At 63.7% G+C, this 18,264-nt stretch carries 15 protein-coding genes and 1 tRNA gene; 9 read left to right on the top strand and 7 right to left on the bottom strand.

Annotated features, from left to right (window positions below):
- The first annotated feature begins 22 nt into the window (after positions 1 to 22).
- The 4 genes from GQ59_RS19500 (at position 23) to GQ59_RS19485 (ending at position 7,464) form a co-directional block, all read left to right on the top strand.
- On the top strand, positions 23 to 3,484 hold the full coding sequence (locus GQ59_RS19500) for a chromosome segregation SMC family protein (protein ID WP_037084204.1): 3,462 nt from the start codon (positions 23 to 25) through the stop codon (positions 3,482 to 3,484).
- A gap of 437 nt (positions 3,485 to 3,921) precedes the next feature.
- Positions 3,922 to 6,591 (top strand): pyruvate, phosphate dikinase, encoded by a 2,670-nt coding sequence (gene ppdK, locus GQ59_RS19495; RefSeq protein WP_037084202.1) that lies wholly within the window; start codon positions 3,922 to 3,924, stop codon positions 6,589 to 6,591.
- On the top strand, positions 6,588 to 7,019 hold the full coding sequence (locus GQ59_RS19490; RefSeq protein ID WP_037084200.1) for a GNAT family N-acetyltransferase: 432 nt from the start codon (positions 6,588 to 6,590) through the stop codon (positions 7,017 to 7,019). The genes ppdK and GQ59_RS19490 overlap by 4 nt, the downstream gene beginning before the upstream one ends.
- An 85-nt stretch (positions 7,020 to 7,104) precedes the next feature.
- Positions 7,105 to 7,464, top strand: coding sequence for a VOC family protein (locus GQ59_RS19485; protein ID WP_037084404.1), 360 nt, complete (start codon positions 7,105 to 7,107; stop codon positions 7,462 to 7,464).
- 22 nt (positions 7,465 to 7,486) lie between these two features.
- On the opposite strand, the gene GQ59_RS19480 is transcribed toward GQ59_RS19485, so the two are convergent.
- A complete protein-coding gene (locus tag GQ59_RS19480) occupies positions 7,487 to 7,753 on the bottom strand; it encodes a hypothetical protein (RefSeq protein ID WP_037084197.1) in 267 nt (88 codons plus the stop codon).
- 109 nt (positions 7,754 to 7,862) lie between these two features.
- On the opposite strand from GQ59_RS19480, the gene GQ59_RS19475 reads away from it, so the two are divergent.
- Positions 7,863 to 8,756, top strand: coding sequence for a DUF1499 domain-containing protein (locus GQ59_RS19475; protein WP_037084196.1), 894 nt, complete (start codon positions 7,863 to 7,865; stop codon positions 8,754 to 8,756).
- A 56-nt stretch (positions 8,757 to 8,812) separates the two neighbouring features.
- Here GQ59_RS19475 and GQ59_RS19470 read toward each other — a convergent pair whose 3' ends face one another.
- Positions 8,813 to 9,700, bottom strand: a complete 888-nt coding sequence (locus GQ59_RS19470) for an MBL fold metallo-hydrolase (RefSeq protein ID WP_037084401.1) — start codon at positions 9,698 to 9,700, stop codon at positions 8,813 to 8,815.
- 248 nt (positions 9,701 to 9,948) lie between these two features.
- The gene (locus tag GQ59_RS19465; protein WP_037084193.1) at positions 9,949 to 10,305 is read right to left on the bottom strand and encodes a hypothetical protein; all 357 of its coding nucleotides are present in this window, start codon (positions 10,303 to 10,305) and stop codon (positions 9,949 to 9,951) included.
- Between the two features lie 273 nt (positions 10,306 to 10,578).
- On the opposite strand from GQ59_RS19465, the gene GQ59_RS19460 reads away from it, so the two are divergent.
- Together GQ59_RS19460 and GQ59_RS19455 are read left to right on the top strand one after the other, a co-directional pair.
- Positions 10,579 to 10,655: transfer RNA gene (locus GQ59_RS19460), tRNA-Pro, on the top strand.
- 280 nt (positions 10,656 to 10,935) lie between these two features.
- Positions 10,936 to 11,961, top strand: a complete 1,026-nt coding sequence (locus tag GQ59_RS19455) for a LacI family DNA-binding transcriptional regulator (RefSeq protein WP_037084190.1) — start codon at positions 10,936 to 10,938, stop codon at positions 11,959 to 11,961.
- Between the two features lie 61 nt (positions 11,962 to 12,022).
- On the opposite strand, the gene cysN is transcribed toward GQ59_RS19455, so the two are convergent.
- The 3 genes from cysN to GQ59_RS19440 are packed head-to-tail and all read right to left on the bottom strand — an operon-like array spanning position 12,023 to position 15,341.
- Positions 12,023 to 13,522 carry a sulfate adenylyltransferase subunit CysN gene (gene cysN, locus GQ59_RS19450; protein ID WP_037084187.1) on the bottom strand — a complete coding sequence of 500 codons (1,500 nt, stop codon included), beginning with the start codon at positions 13,520 to 13,522 and terminating at the stop codon, positions 12,023 to 12,025.
- A 1-nt stretch (position 13,523) separates the two neighbouring features.
- The gene (gene cysD, locus GQ59_RS19445; protein WP_037084185.1) at positions 13,524 to 14,477 is read right to left on the bottom strand and encodes a sulfate adenylyltransferase subunit CysD; all 954 of its coding nucleotides are present in this window, start codon (positions 14,475 to 14,477) and stop codon (positions 13,524 to 13,526) included.
- A 42-nt stretch (positions 14,478 to 14,519) separates the two neighbouring features.
- The gene (locus GQ59_RS19440) at positions 14,520 to 15,341 is read right to left on the bottom strand and encodes a phosphoadenylyl-sulfate reductase (protein ID WP_432762598.1); all 822 of its coding nucleotides are present in this window, start codon (positions 15,339 to 15,341) and stop codon (positions 14,520 to 14,522) included.
- A 309-nt stretch (positions 15,342 to 15,650) separates the two neighbouring features.
- On the opposite strand from GQ59_RS19440, the gene GQ59_RS19435 reads away from it, so the two are divergent.
- Entirely contained in the window at positions 15,651 to 16,106 is a 456-nt protein-coding gene (locus tag GQ59_RS19435; RefSeq protein WP_037084180.1) for an RrF2 family transcriptional regulator, read from the top strand.
- A gap of 6 nt (positions 16,107 to 16,112) precedes the next feature.
- Here GQ59_RS19435 and GQ59_RS19430 read toward each other — a convergent pair whose 3' ends face one another.
- The gene (locus GQ59_RS19430) at positions 16,113 to 16,889 is read right to left on the bottom strand and encodes a carbon-nitrogen hydrolase family protein (RefSeq protein WP_037084178.1); all 777 of its coding nucleotides are present in this window, start codon (positions 16,887 to 16,889) and stop codon (positions 16,113 to 16,115) included.
- Positions 16,890 to 17,209: 320 nt separating this feature from the next.
- On the opposite strand from GQ59_RS19430, the gene GQ59_RS19425 reads away from it, so the two are divergent.
- Positions 17,210 to 18,256, top strand: coding sequence for a sulfate ABC transporter substrate-binding protein (locus tag GQ59_RS19425; protein WP_037084175.1), 1,047 nt, complete (start codon positions 17,210 to 17,212; stop codon positions 18,254 to 18,256).
- Positions 18,257 to 18,264 lie beyond the last annotated feature (8 nt).

Here is an 18,264-nt window from a genome sequence, read left to right as displayed (position 1 = left end):
GCGGGAAGGTGAGGGGCGCGGCATGAAGTTCAACAAGCTGCGCGTCCTCGGATTCAAGTCTTTCGTCGAACCGACGGAATTTATCATCGAGCGCGGGCTGACCGGCGTGGTCGGCCCGAACGGCTGCGGCAAGTCGAACCTCGTCGAGGCGCTGCGCTGGGTGATGGGGGAAAACTCCTACAAGAACATGCGCGCGTCCGGCATGGACGACGTGATCTTTTCGGGCTCCGGCAACCGGCCGGCCCGCAATACGGCCGAAGTCGGCCTCTATCTCGACAATTCTGACCGTACGGCACCCGCCGCCTTCAACGATTCCGACGAGATCCAGGTGACGCGCCGCATCGAGCGCGAGTCCGGCTCCGTCTACCGCATCAACGGCAAGGAAGCCCGCGCCAAGGACGTGCAGCTTCTGTTCGCCGATGCCTCGACCGGCGCCCGCTCGCCTTCCATGGTCGGGCAGGGGCGCATTGGCGAACTGATCCAGGCAAAACCTCAGGCGCGCCGCCAGCTGCTCGAAGAGGCGGCCGGTATTTCCGGCCTGCATTCTCGCCGCCACGAGGCGGAACTGCGGCTGCGCGCCGCCGAAGGCAATCTCGAACGCCTGGACGACGTGCTGTCGCAGCTCGAAAGCCAGATCGAGAGCCTGAAACGCCAGGCCCGCCAGGCGAGCCGCTTCAAGACCCTGTCGGCCGATATCCGGGCCCGCGAGGCGATGCTCCTGCATATCCGCTGGGTGCAGGCCAGGGAGGCGGAAGGCGAGGCGGAAAGCGCGCTCAACCAGGTAACCAGCGTCGTTGCCGAAAAGGCGCAGGCGCAGATGGAGGCCGCCAAGCAACAGGCGATCGCCAGCCTCAGGCTGCCGGAACTGCGCGAGGAGGAAGCCAAGGCCGGTGCCGCCCTGCAGCGCCTGCAGATCGCCCGCGGCCAGCTGGAGGAAGAGGCAAACCGACTGCTGAAGCGCCGCGACGAACTCACTCGCCGGCTCGTCCAGCTCGGGGATGATATCGGCCGCGAAGAACGGCTCGCCGCCGACAATACCGCCTTCCTCGAAAAGCTTGGCGAGGAAGAGGCCGAGATCAGCGACATGCTTGCCGATTCCGGCTCCGAAGCCGAGGAGATGCGCGAGACCTTCGAGGCTGCCGCCGCGTCGCTTGCGGCGAGCGAAGCGCTGTTTTCGGCAATCACCGCCGAGCGTGCGGAGGCCGCCGCCGGGCGTCACCAGCTCGAACGGCTGATCCGCGATCTCACGGAGCGCCGCCAGCGCCTCGACCGGCAGCTTGGCGATGCCACGGGCGAGCTTGACGCCATCAACGAGCGGCTATCCGCCCTCGACGATCCGGCCGAAAGGCGTGAAGCGGTCGAAGCGGCGGAAATCGCCGTCGAGGATGCGACAATCGCGGTCGAAGACGTGGAGGCGGCACTTTCCGCAGCCCGCTCGGCCGAGCTGATGGCCCGCGGCCCGGTGGAGGCCGCGCGTTCGGCGCTCAATGCGCTGGAAACGGAAGCCCGTACCATTTCGAAAATGCTCGCGGCCGGTGCCACATCGGGGGATTTCGTGGCGGTCGCCGACATGATCCGCGTCGATCGCGGTTTCGAGGCGGCCCTCGGTGCCGCGCTCGGCGACGATCTCGAAAGCCCGGTCGATGCGTCGGCCCCCACCTATTGGTCGGTGAATGGCGACGGCTCGGGCGATCCCGGCCTGCCCCAGGGTGCCCAGCCGCTGGTCGCCCATGTCACCGCTCCGCCGGAACTGTCCCGCAGCCTTGCCCAGATCGGCGTCGTGGCTTCGGCGGACGCCCAACGGATGATGCGCCTGCTGCGGCCCGGCCAGCGCCTGGTGACCCGCGAAGGCGCCGTCTATCGCTGGGACGGCCACGTTACCGGCTCCGAGGCGCCGGGTGCGGCTGCCTTGCGCCTGTCCCAGAAGAACCGGCTCTCGGAACTGGAAGCCGAGATCGACGAAGCGCGCATCGTGCTGTCCGAAACCGAAGTGGCGCTCGCCGCTGCCGCTTCCGAAATTTCCGCTGCGGAACGGCGCCTTGCGGATGCCCGTGACCGCGCCCGCATCGTCGCCCGCCAGCTGTCGGAAGCCCGCGATGCGCTGGCCGCTGCCGAACGTGCCGCCGGCGACCTGATGCGCCGCCGCGATGTGGCCGGCGAGGCGGTGAACCAGGTAACCGCGCAGATCGAGGATCTCGGCGTCCAGGAAGAAAACGCCCGCATCGAGCTCGAGGACGCGCCCGATATTTCCCATCTCGACAACCGGCTGCGCGACCAGCAGGCGGTTGTCGCGACCGATCGCGGCCTGCTCGCTGAAGCGCGTGCCCGTTACGAGGGCCTGAGCCGCGAGACCGAGGCCCGCAAGCGGCGCCTTGCCGCGATCGCCCAGGAACGCGCCTCCTGGACGGCCCGGGCGGCGAGCGCCGCCGATCATATCGCCAGCCTTCGAGAACGTGAGGAAGAAGCCCGCGAAGAGATCGCCGATCTCGAAGCTGCGCCCGAGGAATTCGACGACAAGCGCCGCGCGCTGCTGACCGAGTTGCTGAAGGCGGAAGAGGCCCGCCGCGCCGCCGCCGACCGATTGGCCGAAGCGGAAACCCATCAGCGCGATGCTGACCGGATTGCCACCGTCGCGCTGTCGGAACTGGCCGAGGTGCGCGAAAAGCGCGGCCGTGCCGAGGAGCGTCTGGTTTCGGCTGCCGAAAAGCGCCATGAGAGCGAGAACCGCATCCGCGAGGCGCTCAATGTCGCGCCCCACGAGGTCCTGCGGCTGGCGGGCCTGAAGCCCGACTCGGCCCTGCCGGATGTCCGCGAGATCGAACGCGAGGTCGACCGCCTGCGCATGGAGCGGGAAAGGCTCGGCGCCGTCAACCTGCGCGCCGACGAAGAGCAGAAGGAGCTTTCCGACAAGCTCGACAACCTGATGCGCGAGCGCGCCGACGTCATCGACGCGATCCGCAAGCTTCGCGGTGCGATCCAGAGCCTCAACCGCGAAGGCCGCGAGCGGCTGCTGGCCGCCTTCGACGTGGTCAATGAACAGTTCCAGCGGCTCTTCACCCATCTCTTCGGCGGCGGCACGGCGGAACTGCAGCTGATCGAATCGGACGACCCGCTCGAAGCCGGTCTTGAAATCCTCGCCCGCCCGCCGGGCAAGAAGCCGCAGACCATGACGCTTTTGTCGGGCGGCGAGCAGGCGCTGACGGCGATGGCGCTGATCTTTGCCGTCTTCCTCACCAATCCGGCACCGATCTGCGTGCTGGACGAGGTCGATGCCCCGCTCGACGACCACAATGTGGAGCGCTATTGCAATCTCATGGACGAGATGGCGGCCTCCACCGAAACCCGTTTCATCATCATCACCCATAATCCCATCACGATGGCCCGCATGAACCGCCTTTTCGGCGTGACGATGGGCGAACAGGGCGTTTCCCAGCTCGTTTCCGTCGATCTCCAGACCGCGGAACTTCTGCGCGAGGCGAGCTGAAGGGATCCGGTTGTCGCGAGTTGCATTCTCACGCGACGTGATTTACGTCATTCATTGATCAGCATCAATTTTTAGCGCTGCATCCGGGGGTAAAGTACCTAGGACATACGTAGAATCACCCATATGGGGGATGTAATTTTCTGACTATTGTTATTTTGTGGGCCGTGGAATTGGAACGCGCTTGAGCGTCCATACGCTTCGCAGTCCGACTAAAGTTTCCCACCCCCCGTCCGGGTTTCCTGTCCCGGGCGGAAAGCTTTGCGGGGCCGCCTGTGATCCGGCCCCGCAAAGCTTTGTCTTTGGCGCTCCCAGGTCGATTTGTGACCGTCTCCGGCCGCTCTTGTTGCGACGCAACATATTCCTGCCTACATCCGTTTCCAAACCGTCATAAAACTTGTAGTTATTGCGCAAAAGACTGCGACGGGTGGAGAGCAGCAATGTCGAAATGGGTCTATCGCTTCGGCGGTGGCGAGGCGGAGGGCCGCGCCACGGATGTCGAGCGGCTGGGTGGCAAGGGCGCCAATCTCGCGGAGATGGCAAGCCTTGGCCTGCCCGTTCCTCCGGGACTGACCATCGTCGCAGACGCCTGCGTTTTCTATTTCGAGAACGGCAGGACGCTTCCTGACGACCTGAAGGCGCAGGTCCTGGAAGGCGTTACCGCGATCGAGGGGCTGACGGGTCGCGTCTTCGGCGGCAAGACCAAGCCTCTGCTGCTTTCCGTGCGCTCCGGCGCGCGCGCCTCGATGCCGGGCATGATGGACACCGTCCTCAACCTCGGCCTCAACGATGAGACCGTGCAGTCGCTCGGGCATGATGCCGGCGACGCGCGCTTTGCCTGGGACAGCTACCGCCGCTTCATCCAGATGTATGCCGATGTGGTCATGGGCCTCGACCACGAGATTTTCGAGGAGATACTCGAGGACGAGAAAGCCCGGCTCGGCCACGACTACGACACCGATCTGTCCGCCGTCGAATGGCAGCACGTCGTCAGCCTCTACAAGAGGATGATCGAGGACGAGCTGGACACCGGCTTTCCGCAGGATCCGCATGTGCAGCTCTGGGGGGCCATCCGTGCCGTCTTTTCGAGCTGGATGAACCCGCGCGCCATGACCTATCGCATGCTCCACCGCATTCCGGAAAAGTGGGGCACGGCCGTCAACGTCCAGACCATGGTGTTCGGCAATCTCGGTTCGTCCTCGGCGACTGGTGTCGCCTTCACCCGCAATCCCTCGACCGGCGAAAAGGCGCTTTACGGCGAGTTTCTGGTCAATGCGCAGGGGGAGGATGTCGTGGCCGGCATCCGTACGCCGCAATCGATCACCGAGGAAGGACGCATCGCCTCCGGCTCCGAGAAGCCGTCGATGGAAAAGCTGATGCCGGAAACGTTCGCCGAGTTCAAGGTGATCTGCGACCGGCTGGAAGCGCATTACCGCGAAATGCAGGACCTTGAATTCACCGTCGAGCGCGGCAAGTTGTGGATGCTGCAGACCCGCTCAGGCAAGCGCACCACCCGCGCGGCGATGAAAATCGCCGTCGACATGGTGGAGGAGGGCGTCATCACCGAGGAAGAGGCGGTCTGCCGCATCGAACCGCCCTCGCTCGACCAGCTTCTCCACCCGACCATCGATCCGCGCGTCGAGCGCCACGTGGTCGGGTCCGGCCTGCCGGCTTCCCCGGGGGCGGCCACCGGCGAGATCGTCTTCACCGCCGAAGAGGCGGTTGAGGCGGAACACGAAGGCCGCAAGGTCATCCTGGTGCGCATCGAGACCAGCCCTGAAGACATCCACGGCATGCACGCCGCCGAAGGGATCCTCACCACCCGCGGCGGCATGACCAGTCATGCCGCGGTCGTCGCCCGCGGCATGGGCATCCCCTGCGTCGTCGGCGCCGGCTCGATGCGGGTCGATCTGCGCAACGAACTCCTGATCGGCGCCGGCGTGACGCTGAAGCGCGGCGACACGGTTACGATAGACGGCTCGTCCGGGCAGGTGCTGAAGGGCGCGGTGCCGATGATCCAGCCAGCACTCTCCGGCGATTTCGGCAAGCTGATGGCCTGGGCCGACAAGACCCGCCGCATGACCGTGCGCACCAATGCCGATACGCCGCAGGACGCCCGCGCCGCCCGCTCCTTCGGGGCCGAAGGCATCGGCCTCTGCCGTACCGAACACATGTTCTTCGAAGGCGACCGCATCCACGTCATGCGCGAGATGATCCTCGCCGAGGACGAGAAAGGCCGCCGCGAGGCGCTCGGAAAACTCCTGCCGATGCAGCGTTCGGATTTCATCGAGCTCTTCTCCATCATGCACGGCCTGCCGGTGACGATCCGCCTGCTCGATCCGCCGCTGCACGAATTCCTGCCGAAGACGGAAGCCGAAATCGCCGAAGTCGCCAAGGCGATGGCAATGCCACCGGCCTTCCTCGCCCGCCGCATCGATGCCATCCACGAATTCAACCCCATGCTCGGCCATCGCGGCTGCCGACTGGCGATTTCCTATCCCGAGATCGCCGAAATGCAGGCGCGCGCCATCTTCGAGGCGGCGGTGGAGGCCGGAAAGCTCACGGGCGAACCGGTCGAGCTGGAAATCATGGTGCCGCTCGTCAGCCTGCGCAAGGAACTGGATTATGTGAAGGGCGTCATCGACCGCGTCGCCGAGGATGTCGCCAAGGAAACCAGCGTCCCGATCGCCTATCTCGTCGGCACGATGATCGAGCTGCCGCGCGCCGCCATCCGCGCCCATGTCATCGCCGAGACGGCCGAGTTCTTCTCCTTCGGCACCAACGACCTGACCCAGACGACCTTCGGCATGTCGCGCGACGATGCGGCGGCCTTCATCCCCACCTATCAGAGGAAAGGCATCATCGAGCACGACCCGTTCATCTCGCTCGATTTCGACGGCGTCGGCGAGCTCATCCAGATCGCCGCCGAGCGCGGCCGCCGGACCCGCAACGACCTCAAGCTCGGTATCTGCGGTGAACATGGCGGCGACCCCGCCTCGATCCGCTTCTGCGAGAATGCCGACCTCGACTACGTTTCCTGCTCTCCCTTTCGCGTACCGATCGCCCGCCTTGCCGCGGCGCAGGCGGCGATCGAAAGGAGGAAGGGATGAGCCAGGTCACCGTTCTCGCCGTGCCCGTTTTCAGCACGCTCTGCAACGAGGGTTTCCGCCTTCGCCGCGAGGTCTTCATCGTCGAGCAGAACGTGCCGGCCGAGATGGAATTCGATGCCGACGACCTGACTGCCTTCCACTTCGTCGCCGTCGTTTCGGGTGAAGTCTGCGGCACTCTGCGGGTCATTTACGCGGAGGATTGCGTCAAGATCGGCCGGGTCGCCGTCACCAGGCCCTGGCGCGGCAAGGGCGTCGCCAGCGCGATGATCCGCGCCGCCATGGAGGCGCACGGCCAGGCGCGGGATAACCGCTTTCATCTGGCGGCCCAGAGCGACAAGATCTCCATGTACGAGCGTTTCGGCCTCAAGGCCTATGGCGAGGAGTTCTTCGACGTGGGAATTCCCCATTACAACATGAAGAACTTCTGAGGCCGGCCGTCGGCCTGTCCGGCCATGAGGTTTAGGAGAGCGACTTCCCATGCTATCGTCCGCCGGGAGCGACAGGGAGGAAAACATGCCGCGCCTGGACCACGTCAATATTCATACGCGCGATGCCGACGCGATGATCGCGTTCCTGGGCAAGGTGCTCGGGGCCGAGGAGGGCTACCGGCCGCCCTTCTCCGATCCGGGCCGCTGGCTTTATCTCGACGGACATCCCTTCATTCACCTGAGCGTAGTCACCCGTGACGAAGATTTTCCGGCCGGCATGTTCAACCATGTGGCTTTCGGTTTTTACGATCACGACGCGGCCGTCGAGAGGATCACGGCGACGGGTTACCGCTTCGAACACGACGCCATACCTGATACCGACATCGGCCAGATCTTCGTCTACGGCCCGGAAGGCGTGAAGATCGAGCTGCAATACCGCCGGTGATCGAATGGGCACTCGCGTTCGTTCAGCGCCGCTCGACGATCACCCGGCGCTCGACCACCATCGGCCGCCACATCATCGCATCGGCACGGGACTGCATCGAACGGCCTTCGGCGCGGCGGTCGAGCTCGATATCGAGCATGCAGCGCGCCATCGCGTCCGTGCCGCGCCTGAAGCCGTAGCTGGCGCAGGTGGTTTCGTCCGCCGCGCGGCGTTCCTCCGGCGTCATGGTCTGGCACCCGGCCAGCAGGGCGCAAAGCGAGGTGACGAGGAGAAGGCTGTGAGGACGCATGGCATGAACTCCTTTTCATTCGGCCGGCCTGCAACCTTGGGATTCCATTCCGGGCGAAGCTGTTTTACACAGGAGCAAGCGCTTTTGCCATGGAGCCATTGCCGATCCCATGCCCGTCCGTTTTGTCCGGCCCGTTTCCCATTCGGCCTATACGGCCCGCAGGCTGGCCTTGTCGGCGCTGGCGTTGTTCGTGATTGCCGCGCTGGCCCATCGTTTCGGCCCGCTCGCAACCCCCGATTTCCTGGCGCTGCTGTTCCTCTCGGCGGCGATTGCAGCCGTTTCGGTTCCCTTGTCGCTGATTGGCCTGGTGCGGCTCTGGCAGGTCGGGGCAACCGGCGGCGTCGCGGCGACGAAAGGACTGATCTATGCGGCGGTCCCGCTCGCCGTGGTGGCGACCGGCGCCTTCTATTATTTCACCCTGCCGCCGCTCTTTGACATTTCCACCGATATTGCCGACCCGCCGCCGTGGGTTGCCGAGCCGAAGGCCGGCCAGAAATGGCTGCCGCGCTCGACGATCCTTACGCCTGCCGACCGGCGGGTGCAGTTCGCCGCCTATCCCGGCCTTACCGGCAGGCGTTACGAGGGCGCCCTCGACCGGGTCTATCAGGGCGTGCAGAAGGCGGTGCTTTCCGCCCGGATCACGATCACCAAGAAGGAAGGCGTCGAGCTGATTGCGCCGGATATCTCCCAGCGTCCCGCGCCGCAGGACGAACAGGCGCCGGTGCCGGACGTGGCGCCGATCCCGCTGCCGCGCCCGGAGCCCTCGCTCGCACCGGTTTTCGTCAATGCCGGCGATGTCCTGCTGCAGGGCGAGACCCGCACCCTGGTTTTCGGCCTGCGTTTCGACCTCGTGATCCGGCTGCGCGAAGATGCCGAGACCACCTCCGTCGATATCCGCGTCGCCTCGCGTTACGGGCCGCATGACCTCGGAATGAGCGAAGCCATCGCCGAGGATTTCCTCGACCGGCTCGATACCGAACTTCTGGGAATTGCCGGGAACTAAAGCATGTCGCGCAAAACTGTGCAGCGGTTTTGCGATAACGACATGCGGAGCACGCTTCAGGTCGCCCAGTATACGCCCTCAAGCGAAGGCGGGCCTTCGGTCAGCACGCGGCCTTTTTCGACCAGGTCTTCCAGATGCGCCAGCAGGGAAAGGGCAGCTGCCCCATGCAGGCGCGGATCGGTGCTGGCATAGATCACTTTGACCATGTCGGGGATCAGCCGGTCGCCGGCCTTGATGCGCTCCAGCACCGCCCGTTCGCGCATGCGCCGATGGGTGCGGAGCCCCCGCAGGAACGAGCCGGGCTCCTTCACCGGGCCGCCATGGCCCGGAAAGAAGATGCGATCCTCGCGCGGCAGCAGCTTTTCGATCGAAGCCATGAAATCCGCCATCGACCCATCCGGCGGCGCGACGATCGTCGTCGCCCAGGCCATCACGTGATCCGCGGAAAACAGCACGCCGGTTCCTTCCAGCCCGAAGGCGGAATGGTTGGCCGTGTGACCGGGCGTATGCACGGCCGTCAGCGCCCAGCCGTCCCCCTCGATCAACTGCCCGTCGGTAACCGCGATGTCGGGCACGAAACCGGTGTCGGCGCTTTCCGCGAACGGGTTGACCTCGCCCGCATGCAGCGGCCGCGAGGCCCGGTGTGGTCCTTCGGCGACGGTGATCGCCCCGGTTTCTTCACGCAGCCGGCGGGCGAGCGGGGAATGGTCGCGGTGCGTATGGCTGACGAAGATATGGGTGACCTCGCGGCCCCTCAGCGCCGCCATCAGCGCTTCGAAATGCGCCTCGTTCTCGGGGCCTGGATCGATGACCGCGACCGACGAACCGCCGACGATGTAGGTATTGGTGCCGTGAAAGGTGAACGGCGAGGGATTGTTGACGGTCAGCCGCTGCACGCCTTCGGCAACAGTGACCGGCACGCCATAGGAAGGGGTGAATTCCATGTCGAAGGTAATGTCTTCCGCCACGCCGGGCCTCCGCACCTGATGCGCTCTCGATGACGGCCATTGCGGCATTGCCGCGCTGCGCCGGGCCTTTGATCGCGTCGGTTAAGCTGTTCAAGGCGCTGGTGAGAGATCTAGCATCGCTTTCGCTGCGGTGCATTCAGAAATTGCCGCCGGCTCTCACCCTGTCGGGCAGCGGCCGGCGGCTTTCATGACTGATGTCGTCTGCCTGCGCGGGCTCGCGCGCCTCAGCTGGCGGTCAGCAGTTCCGTGCAATAGCTCGGGCCGTTGGCGCCCGGACGATCGGAGATGATGGTGATGTCGCGGATCACGTAGCTGGAGGAGACGGTGATCTTGGCCGTGCAGCTGACGCTGGAGGTGCGGCCGCCCTGCTGCTTGATGCGGTTATAGCCTCCGCGCCAAGTATAAACGGTCGTGGAGCCCTCGTCGATATCGCTGATCGGCGGGCTGAATTTCGCGAAGAACTCACCGGCCGAATGACCCACCCAGCGGGTCTCGATCGGATTGCTGGCAACGCTGACGGTGGTGCAGGCCGAAAGTGCGAGTGCGAAAAGGGCAGTCGATGCGATGACGCGGCGGCTCATGATCCTGAAAAATCCTTCATGTCTTCTGTTGTGCCTGGGAGGCAAGGCTTTTGAGGCAAGTCTTTCGAGACTGCACGTAACAGATTTTTGTCAGGCTTCGCGAGGCGATGAGCGCCCGCCGACATCAAATTTGTCCTGCGCCGCTTTTTTGCAACGCCTTGGTTTTCCGGCTTTCCGGAGCGGGGTTGCTGGCGATCGCGCCGCTGTCGCATATTTTTCATGAGCGGCGCTTGTGCAATGAAAAATGCTGGTCTATAGAGGCGCCGCTGGTCACGGAGTGTAGCGCAGTCTGGTAGCGCACCACGTTCGGGACGTGGGGGTCGAGTGTTCGAATCACTCCACTCCGACCAGCCGATCTCTGGTTTCCCAAGAGATTTCTCTTTCCCGAGCGCCTTTACTGCAGAAGTGGTAGTCCAGCAGGCCCCCTGCGCGGCCGAATACATCGAACCTGGCGCCTAAAATCGGTCTTATCCACAACCCTTACTTCAACAGGACGAGATTATATTAGGGCTCGGCATCCCGCTAAGGCATCATGGCAGCGGGAACGTGTAACTTGTGGAAAGACCTTCCAGCTCGGGAACCGCTTCGGGCGGCCGCCTGCACTTGGCAGGGGAGAGGGCCGCAGAACGCATGCCGCCTAGACGCGCCAGATCGGAACGGGTGACCCTGCTAGACGTTGCAAACGTTCTCGGGGTCAGCTCGATCACTGTTTCCCGCGCCCTGCGGGAACCGGAAAAGGTGTCCGAGCCGCTTCGGCAGAAAATCCTCTGCCAGGTGGAGCAGATGGGGTATGTACCCGATCTCGCTGCCCGGGCGCTCGCAAGCCGTCATAATGGCATTATCGGAGTTCTGGCGCCGGCGCTGACCAATCATGCCTATCTCGGCATCATGAGCGGTATCGAAGAGCGGGTGCGCGATACGGATTTCCGCATCCAATATGCCAATACCAACCACGATCCGGACCAGGAATACCGTCAGGTCAAGCTTTTCCTGTCACAGCATCCGGCGGGCATCCTGCTGACGGGATTGCAGGACCAGCGCGTCGGCGATCTGCTTGAGCTCGCGCCTTGCCCGGTGGTTCAGATCGTCGATCTCAACCTGCTGCCCTCGGGTATCGCGGTCGGCATCAATCACCGCGAGGCGGCGGAGACTGCGACGCGCCATCTGCTCGCCTGCGGATATCGCCGCATCGGCCTGATCGGCGGCAGCCGCGATCTTCGCGCGCAGCGGCGGCATGATGGCTATGCGCTGGCGATGCAGGAGGCGGGGCTCTACGACCCGGGCCTCGTCATGACCGAGCACAAGCAGACGAGCATGCAGCTCGGCTGCGACCTCTTCAAGCGGCTCTTGGAAACGGCACCGGATGTCGATGCGGTATTCTGCCAGAACGACGACCTTGCGCTCGGCGCGCTGTTCGAGGCGCAACGGGCGGGCCTGCGCGTGCCGGATGATTTCGGGATCTGCGGCTATAACGACCTGGATTTCGCGCTCTGCGCCGAACCGAGGCTGACGACCGTCCGCGTGCCGCGTTTCCAAATGGGCTATCAGGCCGCGGATCTCATCGTCCGGGCCATCAACGACGAATGCCTGCCGAGCCGCGTCATCCAGCTGCCGTTCGACCTTATCCAGCGCGGTTCGACGCGGCCGCTCGCCTGATGAGCTGGTAACAAAAAAAGGGCCTTCCGGCCCCTTTTCCATTTCCCGCCGAACGAAGCGATCAGATATCGCCGCCGGCGTTGGAGAACAGGTCCGCCGCCTGCTTGGCGGTCATCCGCTTGACCTCGGTCTCGTCGCGGCGATTGGCGAAGAGTTCGCTTGCCATCAGCTGCTCGGCGAGATCGGCCGGCAGCGACAGCACGACGCGTTGGCCGCCTGGCGCATCGGCGCGGTGGATGCCGCCGATTTCGGCGCGCTTGGCGATGATCATGCCGCCCGCGACCGTGTTCAGCGTATCCGGATCGATCAGGATGAAGGCGCCCGTCGAGCGGTTCTGGTCATAGGCGTCGAAGACCGCCAGTTCCTCGAAGGAAAGGCGCACCTTGCCGATCGCATTCATGGCGAGCGTCGAGGCATGCGGCTGCCACTTGCCGGTCGCAAGTTCGAGCTGGCTGATCGGTTCGACAGCGACGCGCTGACGGCGCGAACCGCTTTTCAGCCAGTAGCGTTTGCCGGGCTCGATGCCGCCCGGCTGCAGCGAGACGAGCTGGGCGTCGAAATGGTGGCCGGTCATCGGCTGGCCGTCGAGCGAGACGATGACGTCGCCGCGCGCTACGTCCACCTGTCGGTCGAGCACAAGGGTGATCGCGTCGCCGGCGACCGCGGCATTGCGCACTAGGTCGAAGGTAACGATCTGCTTGACGTTGGCGACCGTGCCGGAGGGCAGGATGACGACCGAGTCCCCCGGCTTCACCGAGCCGCCCGCGACAGTCCCCTGATACCCGCGAAAACTCTCGCCGGGACGCACGACACGCTGTACCGGCAGGCGGAAGCCGCCGGCCTGGGTGGAGCGTACGGTCGCCAGTTCGAGCGCATCGACCAGGGTCGGGCCGTCATACCAGGGCATCGAGGCATCGGCCGGATAAACGACGTTTTCGCCCTTGAGCGCCGACATCGGGATGGCGGTGATCTGGCGCACGCCGAGCGACAGGGCGAATTCGCGGAAATCGTGGGAGATCCTGTCGAAGACGGCCTTGTCGTAGTGGACGAGGTCGATCTTGTTGACGGCCAGCACGAACTGGCGAATGCCCATCAGGGATGCGATCGTTGCATGCCGGCGGGTCTGTTCGAGCAGGCCGGCGCGGGCGTCGGCAAGCAGGATGGCGAGATCGGCGGTCGAGGCGCCGGTCGCCATGTTGCGGGTATATTGCTCATGGCCGGGCGTATCGGCAACGATGAACGAACGCCTGTCGGTCGAGAAATAGCGATAGGCGACGTCGATGGTGATGCCCTGTTCGCGCTCGGCCTGTAGGCCGTCGAGCAGCAGGGCGAAGTCCGGCAGGCCAAGGTCGTTCTGGCCGCCCGAGTCGCGGGCAAGCGTTGCGGCCTGGTCTTCCTTGACTGCCTTGGTGTCCCAAAGCAGCCGGCCGATCAGCGTCGACTTGCCGTCGTCGACGGAGCCGCAGGTGATGAGACGCAGCGGGCGGGTGTCGCGCACCGCCTTCAGGGGTTCCGCGAAGGGAAGGATGGTCGCGGAGGGCGAAGTTGCTGTTGCGGTCATCTCAGAAATATCCTTCGCGCTTCTTCTTTTCCATCGAGCCGGACTGGTCGCGGTCAATCGCGCGGCCCTGGCGTTCGGAAACGGTGGCGATTTCGAGCTCGGCGATCACCTCTTCGAGGTTGGAGGCGGTCGAGCGGATGGCCCCGGTCAGCGGAAAGCAGCCGAGCGTGCGGAAACGGATCATACCCTGCTGCACGGTTTCGCCGGGCAGCAGTTCAAGCCGCGGATCCTCGGCAAGGATCATCATTCCGTCGCGTTCTACATAGGGGCGTTCGGCGGCGTAGTAGAGCGGCACGAGCGGGATGTCTTCCGCCTGGATGTAACGCCAGATGTCGACCTCGGTCCAGTTGGACAGCGGGAAGGCGCGCACGCTTTCCCCTTTTCGGACCATGCCGTTATAGACGTTCCACAGTTCGGGGCGCTGGTTGCGCGGGTCCCATTTGTGGTCCGGGGTGCGGAACGAATAGATGCGTTCCTTGGCGCGGGAGGCTTCCTCGTCGCGTCGGGCGCCGCCGAAGGCCGCGTCGTAGCCGCCGGCATCGAGCGCCTGGCGCAGGGCCTCGGTCTTCATGATGTCGGTGTAGAGCGCCGAACCGTGGCTGAACGGCGTGATGCCTTCCTCGGCGCCGCGCGGATTGGTGTGGACCACGAGGTCGAGATCGTATTTTTCGGCGATCTGGTCGCGGAACTCGATCATCTCCCTGAATTTCCACGTCGTATCCACGTGCAGCAGCGGAAAGGGGACGCGGCCGGGATAAAAGGCCTTGCGGGCGAGATGCAGCAGGACGGACGAGTCCTTGCCGATCGAATAGAGCATTACGGGTTTTTCGAATTCCGCCGCCACTTCGCGAAAGATATGGATCGCTTCGTTTTCGAGGGCCTTCAGATGCGGATCGAGCGGCGGTCTGGAAACGGGCGGGTTCTTCACTTCCGTTTCCTGTACTGACAAGGGCATTTCGGTCTCCGGGTAGTCTCTAGAAACAAACAATAAAGGGCTTCAATGCGCCTGAGGCGCGGGCTCTGCGATCGGTTGAGCGGCGTTTTCCGGCACATGCAGGCCGCATTCGCGCTTTTCGTCGTTTTCCCACCACCAGCGGCCGGCGCGCTCGGGCTCGCCGGGCTTGATGGCGCGGGTACAGGGCTCGCAGCCGATCGATGGATAACCGCGCTTGTGCAGCGGATTGACCGGGATCGCTTCCGCCGCCACGTGGGCGTTGATCGTGTCGATGTCCCAGTCCGCCAGCGGGTTGATCTTGATCAGGTTGCGCTCGGCGTCGTATTCGGCGAACGGCGTCGTGGCGCGATTGCCCGACTGGCCGCGGCGAAGGCCGGTGACCCAGACGTCGGCGCCGGCCAAAGCCTTGGCAAGCGGCTTCAGCTTGCGCACATGACAGCAGGCATGACGGGCTTCGACGCTGTCGTAGAAGCCGTTGAGGCCGTATTTCGCCGCATATTCATCGACGTCGTCCTGTTCGGGGCGAAACCGGCGGATTTCGATGCCGTAACGTTCCTCGGTCTCGCCGATCAGGTCGACGGTCTCCTTGAACAGCCGCCCCGTTTCGAGCGTCGAGACTTCGATCGGCAGGCGGTGGGTGCCGATTGCCGCTGATATCACCTGGTCCTCGATGCCGAGCGAGGTGGTGAACACGGCGTGGCCGAGTTCGGCGGCAAGCGCCAGGCGGCCGGCAAGGTCCAGGCTTTCGAGCTTTGCGTCGAGGGAGGCGGCCAGTTCCAAGCGGTCCGGGCCGGCGGCATCGTGCAGTGTCATGGGTCTTCTTCCGTGAGCGATTGCTTGATTATCCAGATTTCTCGCCGTCAAGGACAGGAAAACCCGTTTCTTCCCATGGTGATGCGGAGCAAATATCTCTCCAAAGCGGCGCTCACACAGAAAACCTGCCGCCTTAACCAAAAGTGACTGATTTTATCCCGGAAACCCCTGCATTGGTTTGTATTTTTTCGTGATTTAAGCTATTCCGGGAACATGTCTCCGGGGCGCTGTTTCCCCTGGTGGATTTGCAGCCCCTGAGCGCCCCTCTGGCGACCCCGTGGATGCCCCAAACGAAGCTGAAGTGAGCGGCGCCGTGAGGACCATTTGCCTTGCGGCGGCGCTATTGTCGATGGTTGCGTGATGATATCCCAGAAAGCGAAATATGCCCTTCGGGCCTTGGCCGCCCTTGCACAGGCTGATCCCGAAGCGCCGATGCTGATTTCCGAGATTGCCCTCCAGCAGAGCATTCCGAAGAAATTCCTGGAACAGATCCTGCTCGACCTGAAGCGTTCCGGCATCGTCGTTTCCCGCCGCGGCAAGCAGGGCGGATATCTTCTCCTGAAACCTGCCGATGCCATCACCTTCGGCGAAGTCCTGCGCCTGGTCGACGGCCCGATCGCGCCGCTGCCCTGCCTGTCGCAGACCGCCTACCGCAAATGCGAGGATTGCGACGGCGAACACCTCTGTGAAATCCGCCACGTCTTCGCCCGTGTCGCAGATGCGACCCGCGACGTGCTGTTCAACACCACGATTGCCGATGCCGTCGAAGGCGCCGGCGACACCAAGGTGCCCGTCAGGGAACTGCTGACGGCTTGAGGTTTCCTATGCCGGCTTTAAGCCCGCTTGGTGCGGGCCGTTCTGAACGGACAGCGGAATGTCGAAGATCAATAATCCCGTTTTTTCTAGAGGCAGTTGACCTGCAACCTCGCCTTCCGGGTTGAGAACTGCCGTCGGTCCCCACGCGATGCGTCCGTCGCGCTCGCCGGTAACATCCGACGACACCAGCCAAAGACCCGTTTCCCGACATCGTTCGCCCCGCACGGCATTGTGCAACTCCCGGAACGCCTCGGCTTTTTGTCGCGACATCATATTGTTTGCGGCACAGACGAGAAGGGAGGCTCCAAATTCAGATACTTTTCGCGCCGCCTCGGGGAAGTTTGTATCGTAGCAGATGTTGATTCCGAACCGTAGGCCGTCGACCTCGAAAATCGGCGTCTCGGTTCCTGCGTCGAAGGCTTTTTCAGCGTCAAGCAGATAGGTCTTGCGATAGCGACCGATGACACTGCCGCCCTGGATCACCACGGCCGTATTGAATAACCGCCCGCCTTCCGTCTCGATGATGCCCACGACGATTGTCGCCTCGGTCTGCGGAAACCGGCGCAAGATCCCCTTGAATTCGCCGGAGGAAAGGTCGAGCGCGACGCGGCGGGCGGAAGTCTCGTCGATCAGATATCCCTGCAGAAAGCCCTCGGGGAAGCAGAGCAGGCGGACGCGTTCAGATTCGGCCTGTGCCGTAACCTCGGCGATGCAGCCGAGAGCGGCTTCGATATCCTCCCGATACTCGCATGTTTGAGCGGCAGCGATCCGAACGGTCTTCATTGGCGATCTCTGGCCTGATATTGATTGCGTGTGACCACTGAGCGGGATTCGCGTTGAATGTCAGTTGATATTTGCGACATCCTGTCGGACGCTTCGTGAAAATACTCGCGCCCGCGCCCCCAAAATCCCGATTATGGCCGGATTGTGATTTTGCAAACCGCCCGTTTGCCGACGCGGGCGTTCTGTCCATGTTGTGAGGGTTAATGGTTTCTTTGTCGTCGCAGACCCTCAAAGGGAAACAGTTTTGCCTTCTTCTCGCCCTCGATTGACTAAGACGACCCAACCGATAGAGTTTTGGCAGAACCACAGGAGGGAACCTCATGTTCAAATTTGCCCCGGGATTGGGTCGCCGACTGGGCACGCGTTTGGGCGCCGTCGCACTCGGTCTGTCCCTGACGGCCGGGATCGTTGCACCGGCTTTTGCCGATAGCCAGCTTCTCAACGTTTCCTACGATCCGACCCGCGAGCTCTACAAGGATTTCAACGTCGCCTTCGCCAAATACTGGAAGGCGCAGGGCGGCGACGATGTGACGATCCGCCAGTCGCATGGCGGTTCCGGCGCGCAGGCCCGTTCCGTCATCGACGGTCTTGAGGCCGATGTCGTGACGCTGGCGCTCGAAAGCGATATCAACGCGATCGAGAAGTCCGGCAAGATCAAGGCCGGCTGGCGCGACCGTCTGCCGAACCACGCATCGCCCTACACGTCGACGATCGTCTTTCTCGTCCGCAAGGGCAATCCGAAGGGGATCAAGAACTGGGGCGACCTGGTGAAGGGCGACGTTGCGATCGTCACGCCGAACCCGAAGACCTCGGGCGGCGCCCGCTGGAACTATCTTGCCGCCTGGGCCTGGGCGAACGAGGAATACAAAGGCGATCAGGCCAAGATCAAGGCTTACGTCGGCGAGCTTTACAAGCGCGCTCCCGTCCTCGACACCGGCGCCCGGGGCTCGACGGTCACCTTCGCGCAGCGCCAGATCGGCGACGTGCTGCTGGCCTGGGAAAACGAGGCCTATCTCGCCGGCGCGGAATTCGGCAAGGATGCCTTCGAGATCGTCGTTCCGCCGATTTCGATCCTCGCCGAGCCGCCGGTCGCGGTGGTTGACGCGACCGTCGACTCCAAGGGTACCCGCAAGCAGGCGGAAGCCTACCTGCAGTATCTCTACTCCGATGAAGGCCAGAACATCGCGGCGAAGCACTTCTATCGTCCTTCGAAGCCCGATGTGGTAAAGCCGGAATTGTTGAAGGCGCTGCCGAACATCAAGCTCGTCACCATCGACGATCCGATCTTCGGCGGTTGGAAGAAGGCGCAGCCCGACCATTTCGGTGACGGCGGCATTTTCGACCAGATCTACAAGCCCGGGAAGTAAGTCGGAAT

It is taken from the genome of Neorhizobium vignae (genome assembly GCF_000732195.1).
Classification (GTDB): Bacteria; Pseudomonadota; Alphaproteobacteria; order Rhizobiales; family Rhizobiaceae; genus Neorhizobium; species Neorhizobium vignae.
This window is presented reverse-complemented; position numbering and strand designations above follow the sequence as displayed.

Bases quoted from the DNA above. Each gene is read 5' to 3' on its own strand.
- cysN (WP_037084187.1), bottom strand. From the start codon at position 13,522: ATGACCGCAACAGCAACTTCGCCCTCCGCGACCATCCTTCCCTTCGCG.
- GQ59_RS19455 (WP_037084190.1), top strand. From the start codon at position 10,936: ATGCCGCCTAGACGCGCCAGATCGGAACGGGTGACCCTGCTAGACGTT.
- GQ59_RS19480 (WP_037084197.1), bottom strand. From the start codon at position 7,753: ATGCGTCCTCACAGCCTTCTCCTCGTCACCTCGCTTTGCGCCCTGCTG.
- GQ59_RS19465 (WP_037084193.1), bottom strand. From the start codon at position 10,305: ATGAGCCGCCGCGTCATCGCATCGACTGCCCTTTTCGCACTCGCACTT.
- GQ59_RS19430 (WP_037084178.1), bottom strand. From the start codon at position 16,889: ATGAAGACCGTTCGGATCGCTGCCGCTCAAACATGCGAGTATCGGGAG.
- GQ59_RS19500 (WP_037084204.1), top strand. From the start codon at position 23: ATGAAGTTCAACAAGCTGCGCGTCCTCGGATTCAAGTCTTTCGTCGAA.
- GQ59_RS19490 (WP_037084200.1), top strand. From the start codon at position 6,588: ATGAGCCAGGTCACCGTTCTCGCCGTGCCCGTTTTCAGCACGCTCTGC.
- GQ59_RS19425 (WP_037084175.1), top strand. From the start codon at position 17,210: ATGTTCAAATTTGCCCCGGGATTGGGTCGCCGACTGGGCACGCGTTTG.
- GQ59_RS19485 (WP_037084404.1), top strand. From the start codon at position 7,105: ATGCCGCGCCTGGACCACGTCAATATTCATACGCGCGATGCCGACGCG.
- GQ59_RS19475 (WP_037084196.1), top strand. From the start codon at position 7,863: ATGCCCGTCCGTTTTGTCCGGCCCGTTTCCCATTCGGCCTATACGGCC.
- ppdK (WP_037084202.1), top strand. From the start codon at position 3,922: ATGTCGAAATGGGTCTATCGCTTCGGCGGTGGCGAGGCGGAGGGCCGC.
- GQ59_RS19435 (WP_037084180.1), top strand. From the start codon at position 15,651: ATGATATCCCAGAAAGCGAAATATGCCCTTCGGGCCTTGGCCGCCCTT.
- cysD (WP_037084185.1), bottom strand. From the start codon at position 14,477: ATGCCCTTGTCAGTACAGGAAACGGAAGTGAAGAACCCGCCCGTTTCC.
- GQ59_RS19470 (WP_037084401.1), bottom strand. From the start codon at position 9,700: ATGGAATTCACCCCTTCCTATGGCGTGCCGGTCACTGTTGCCGAAGGC.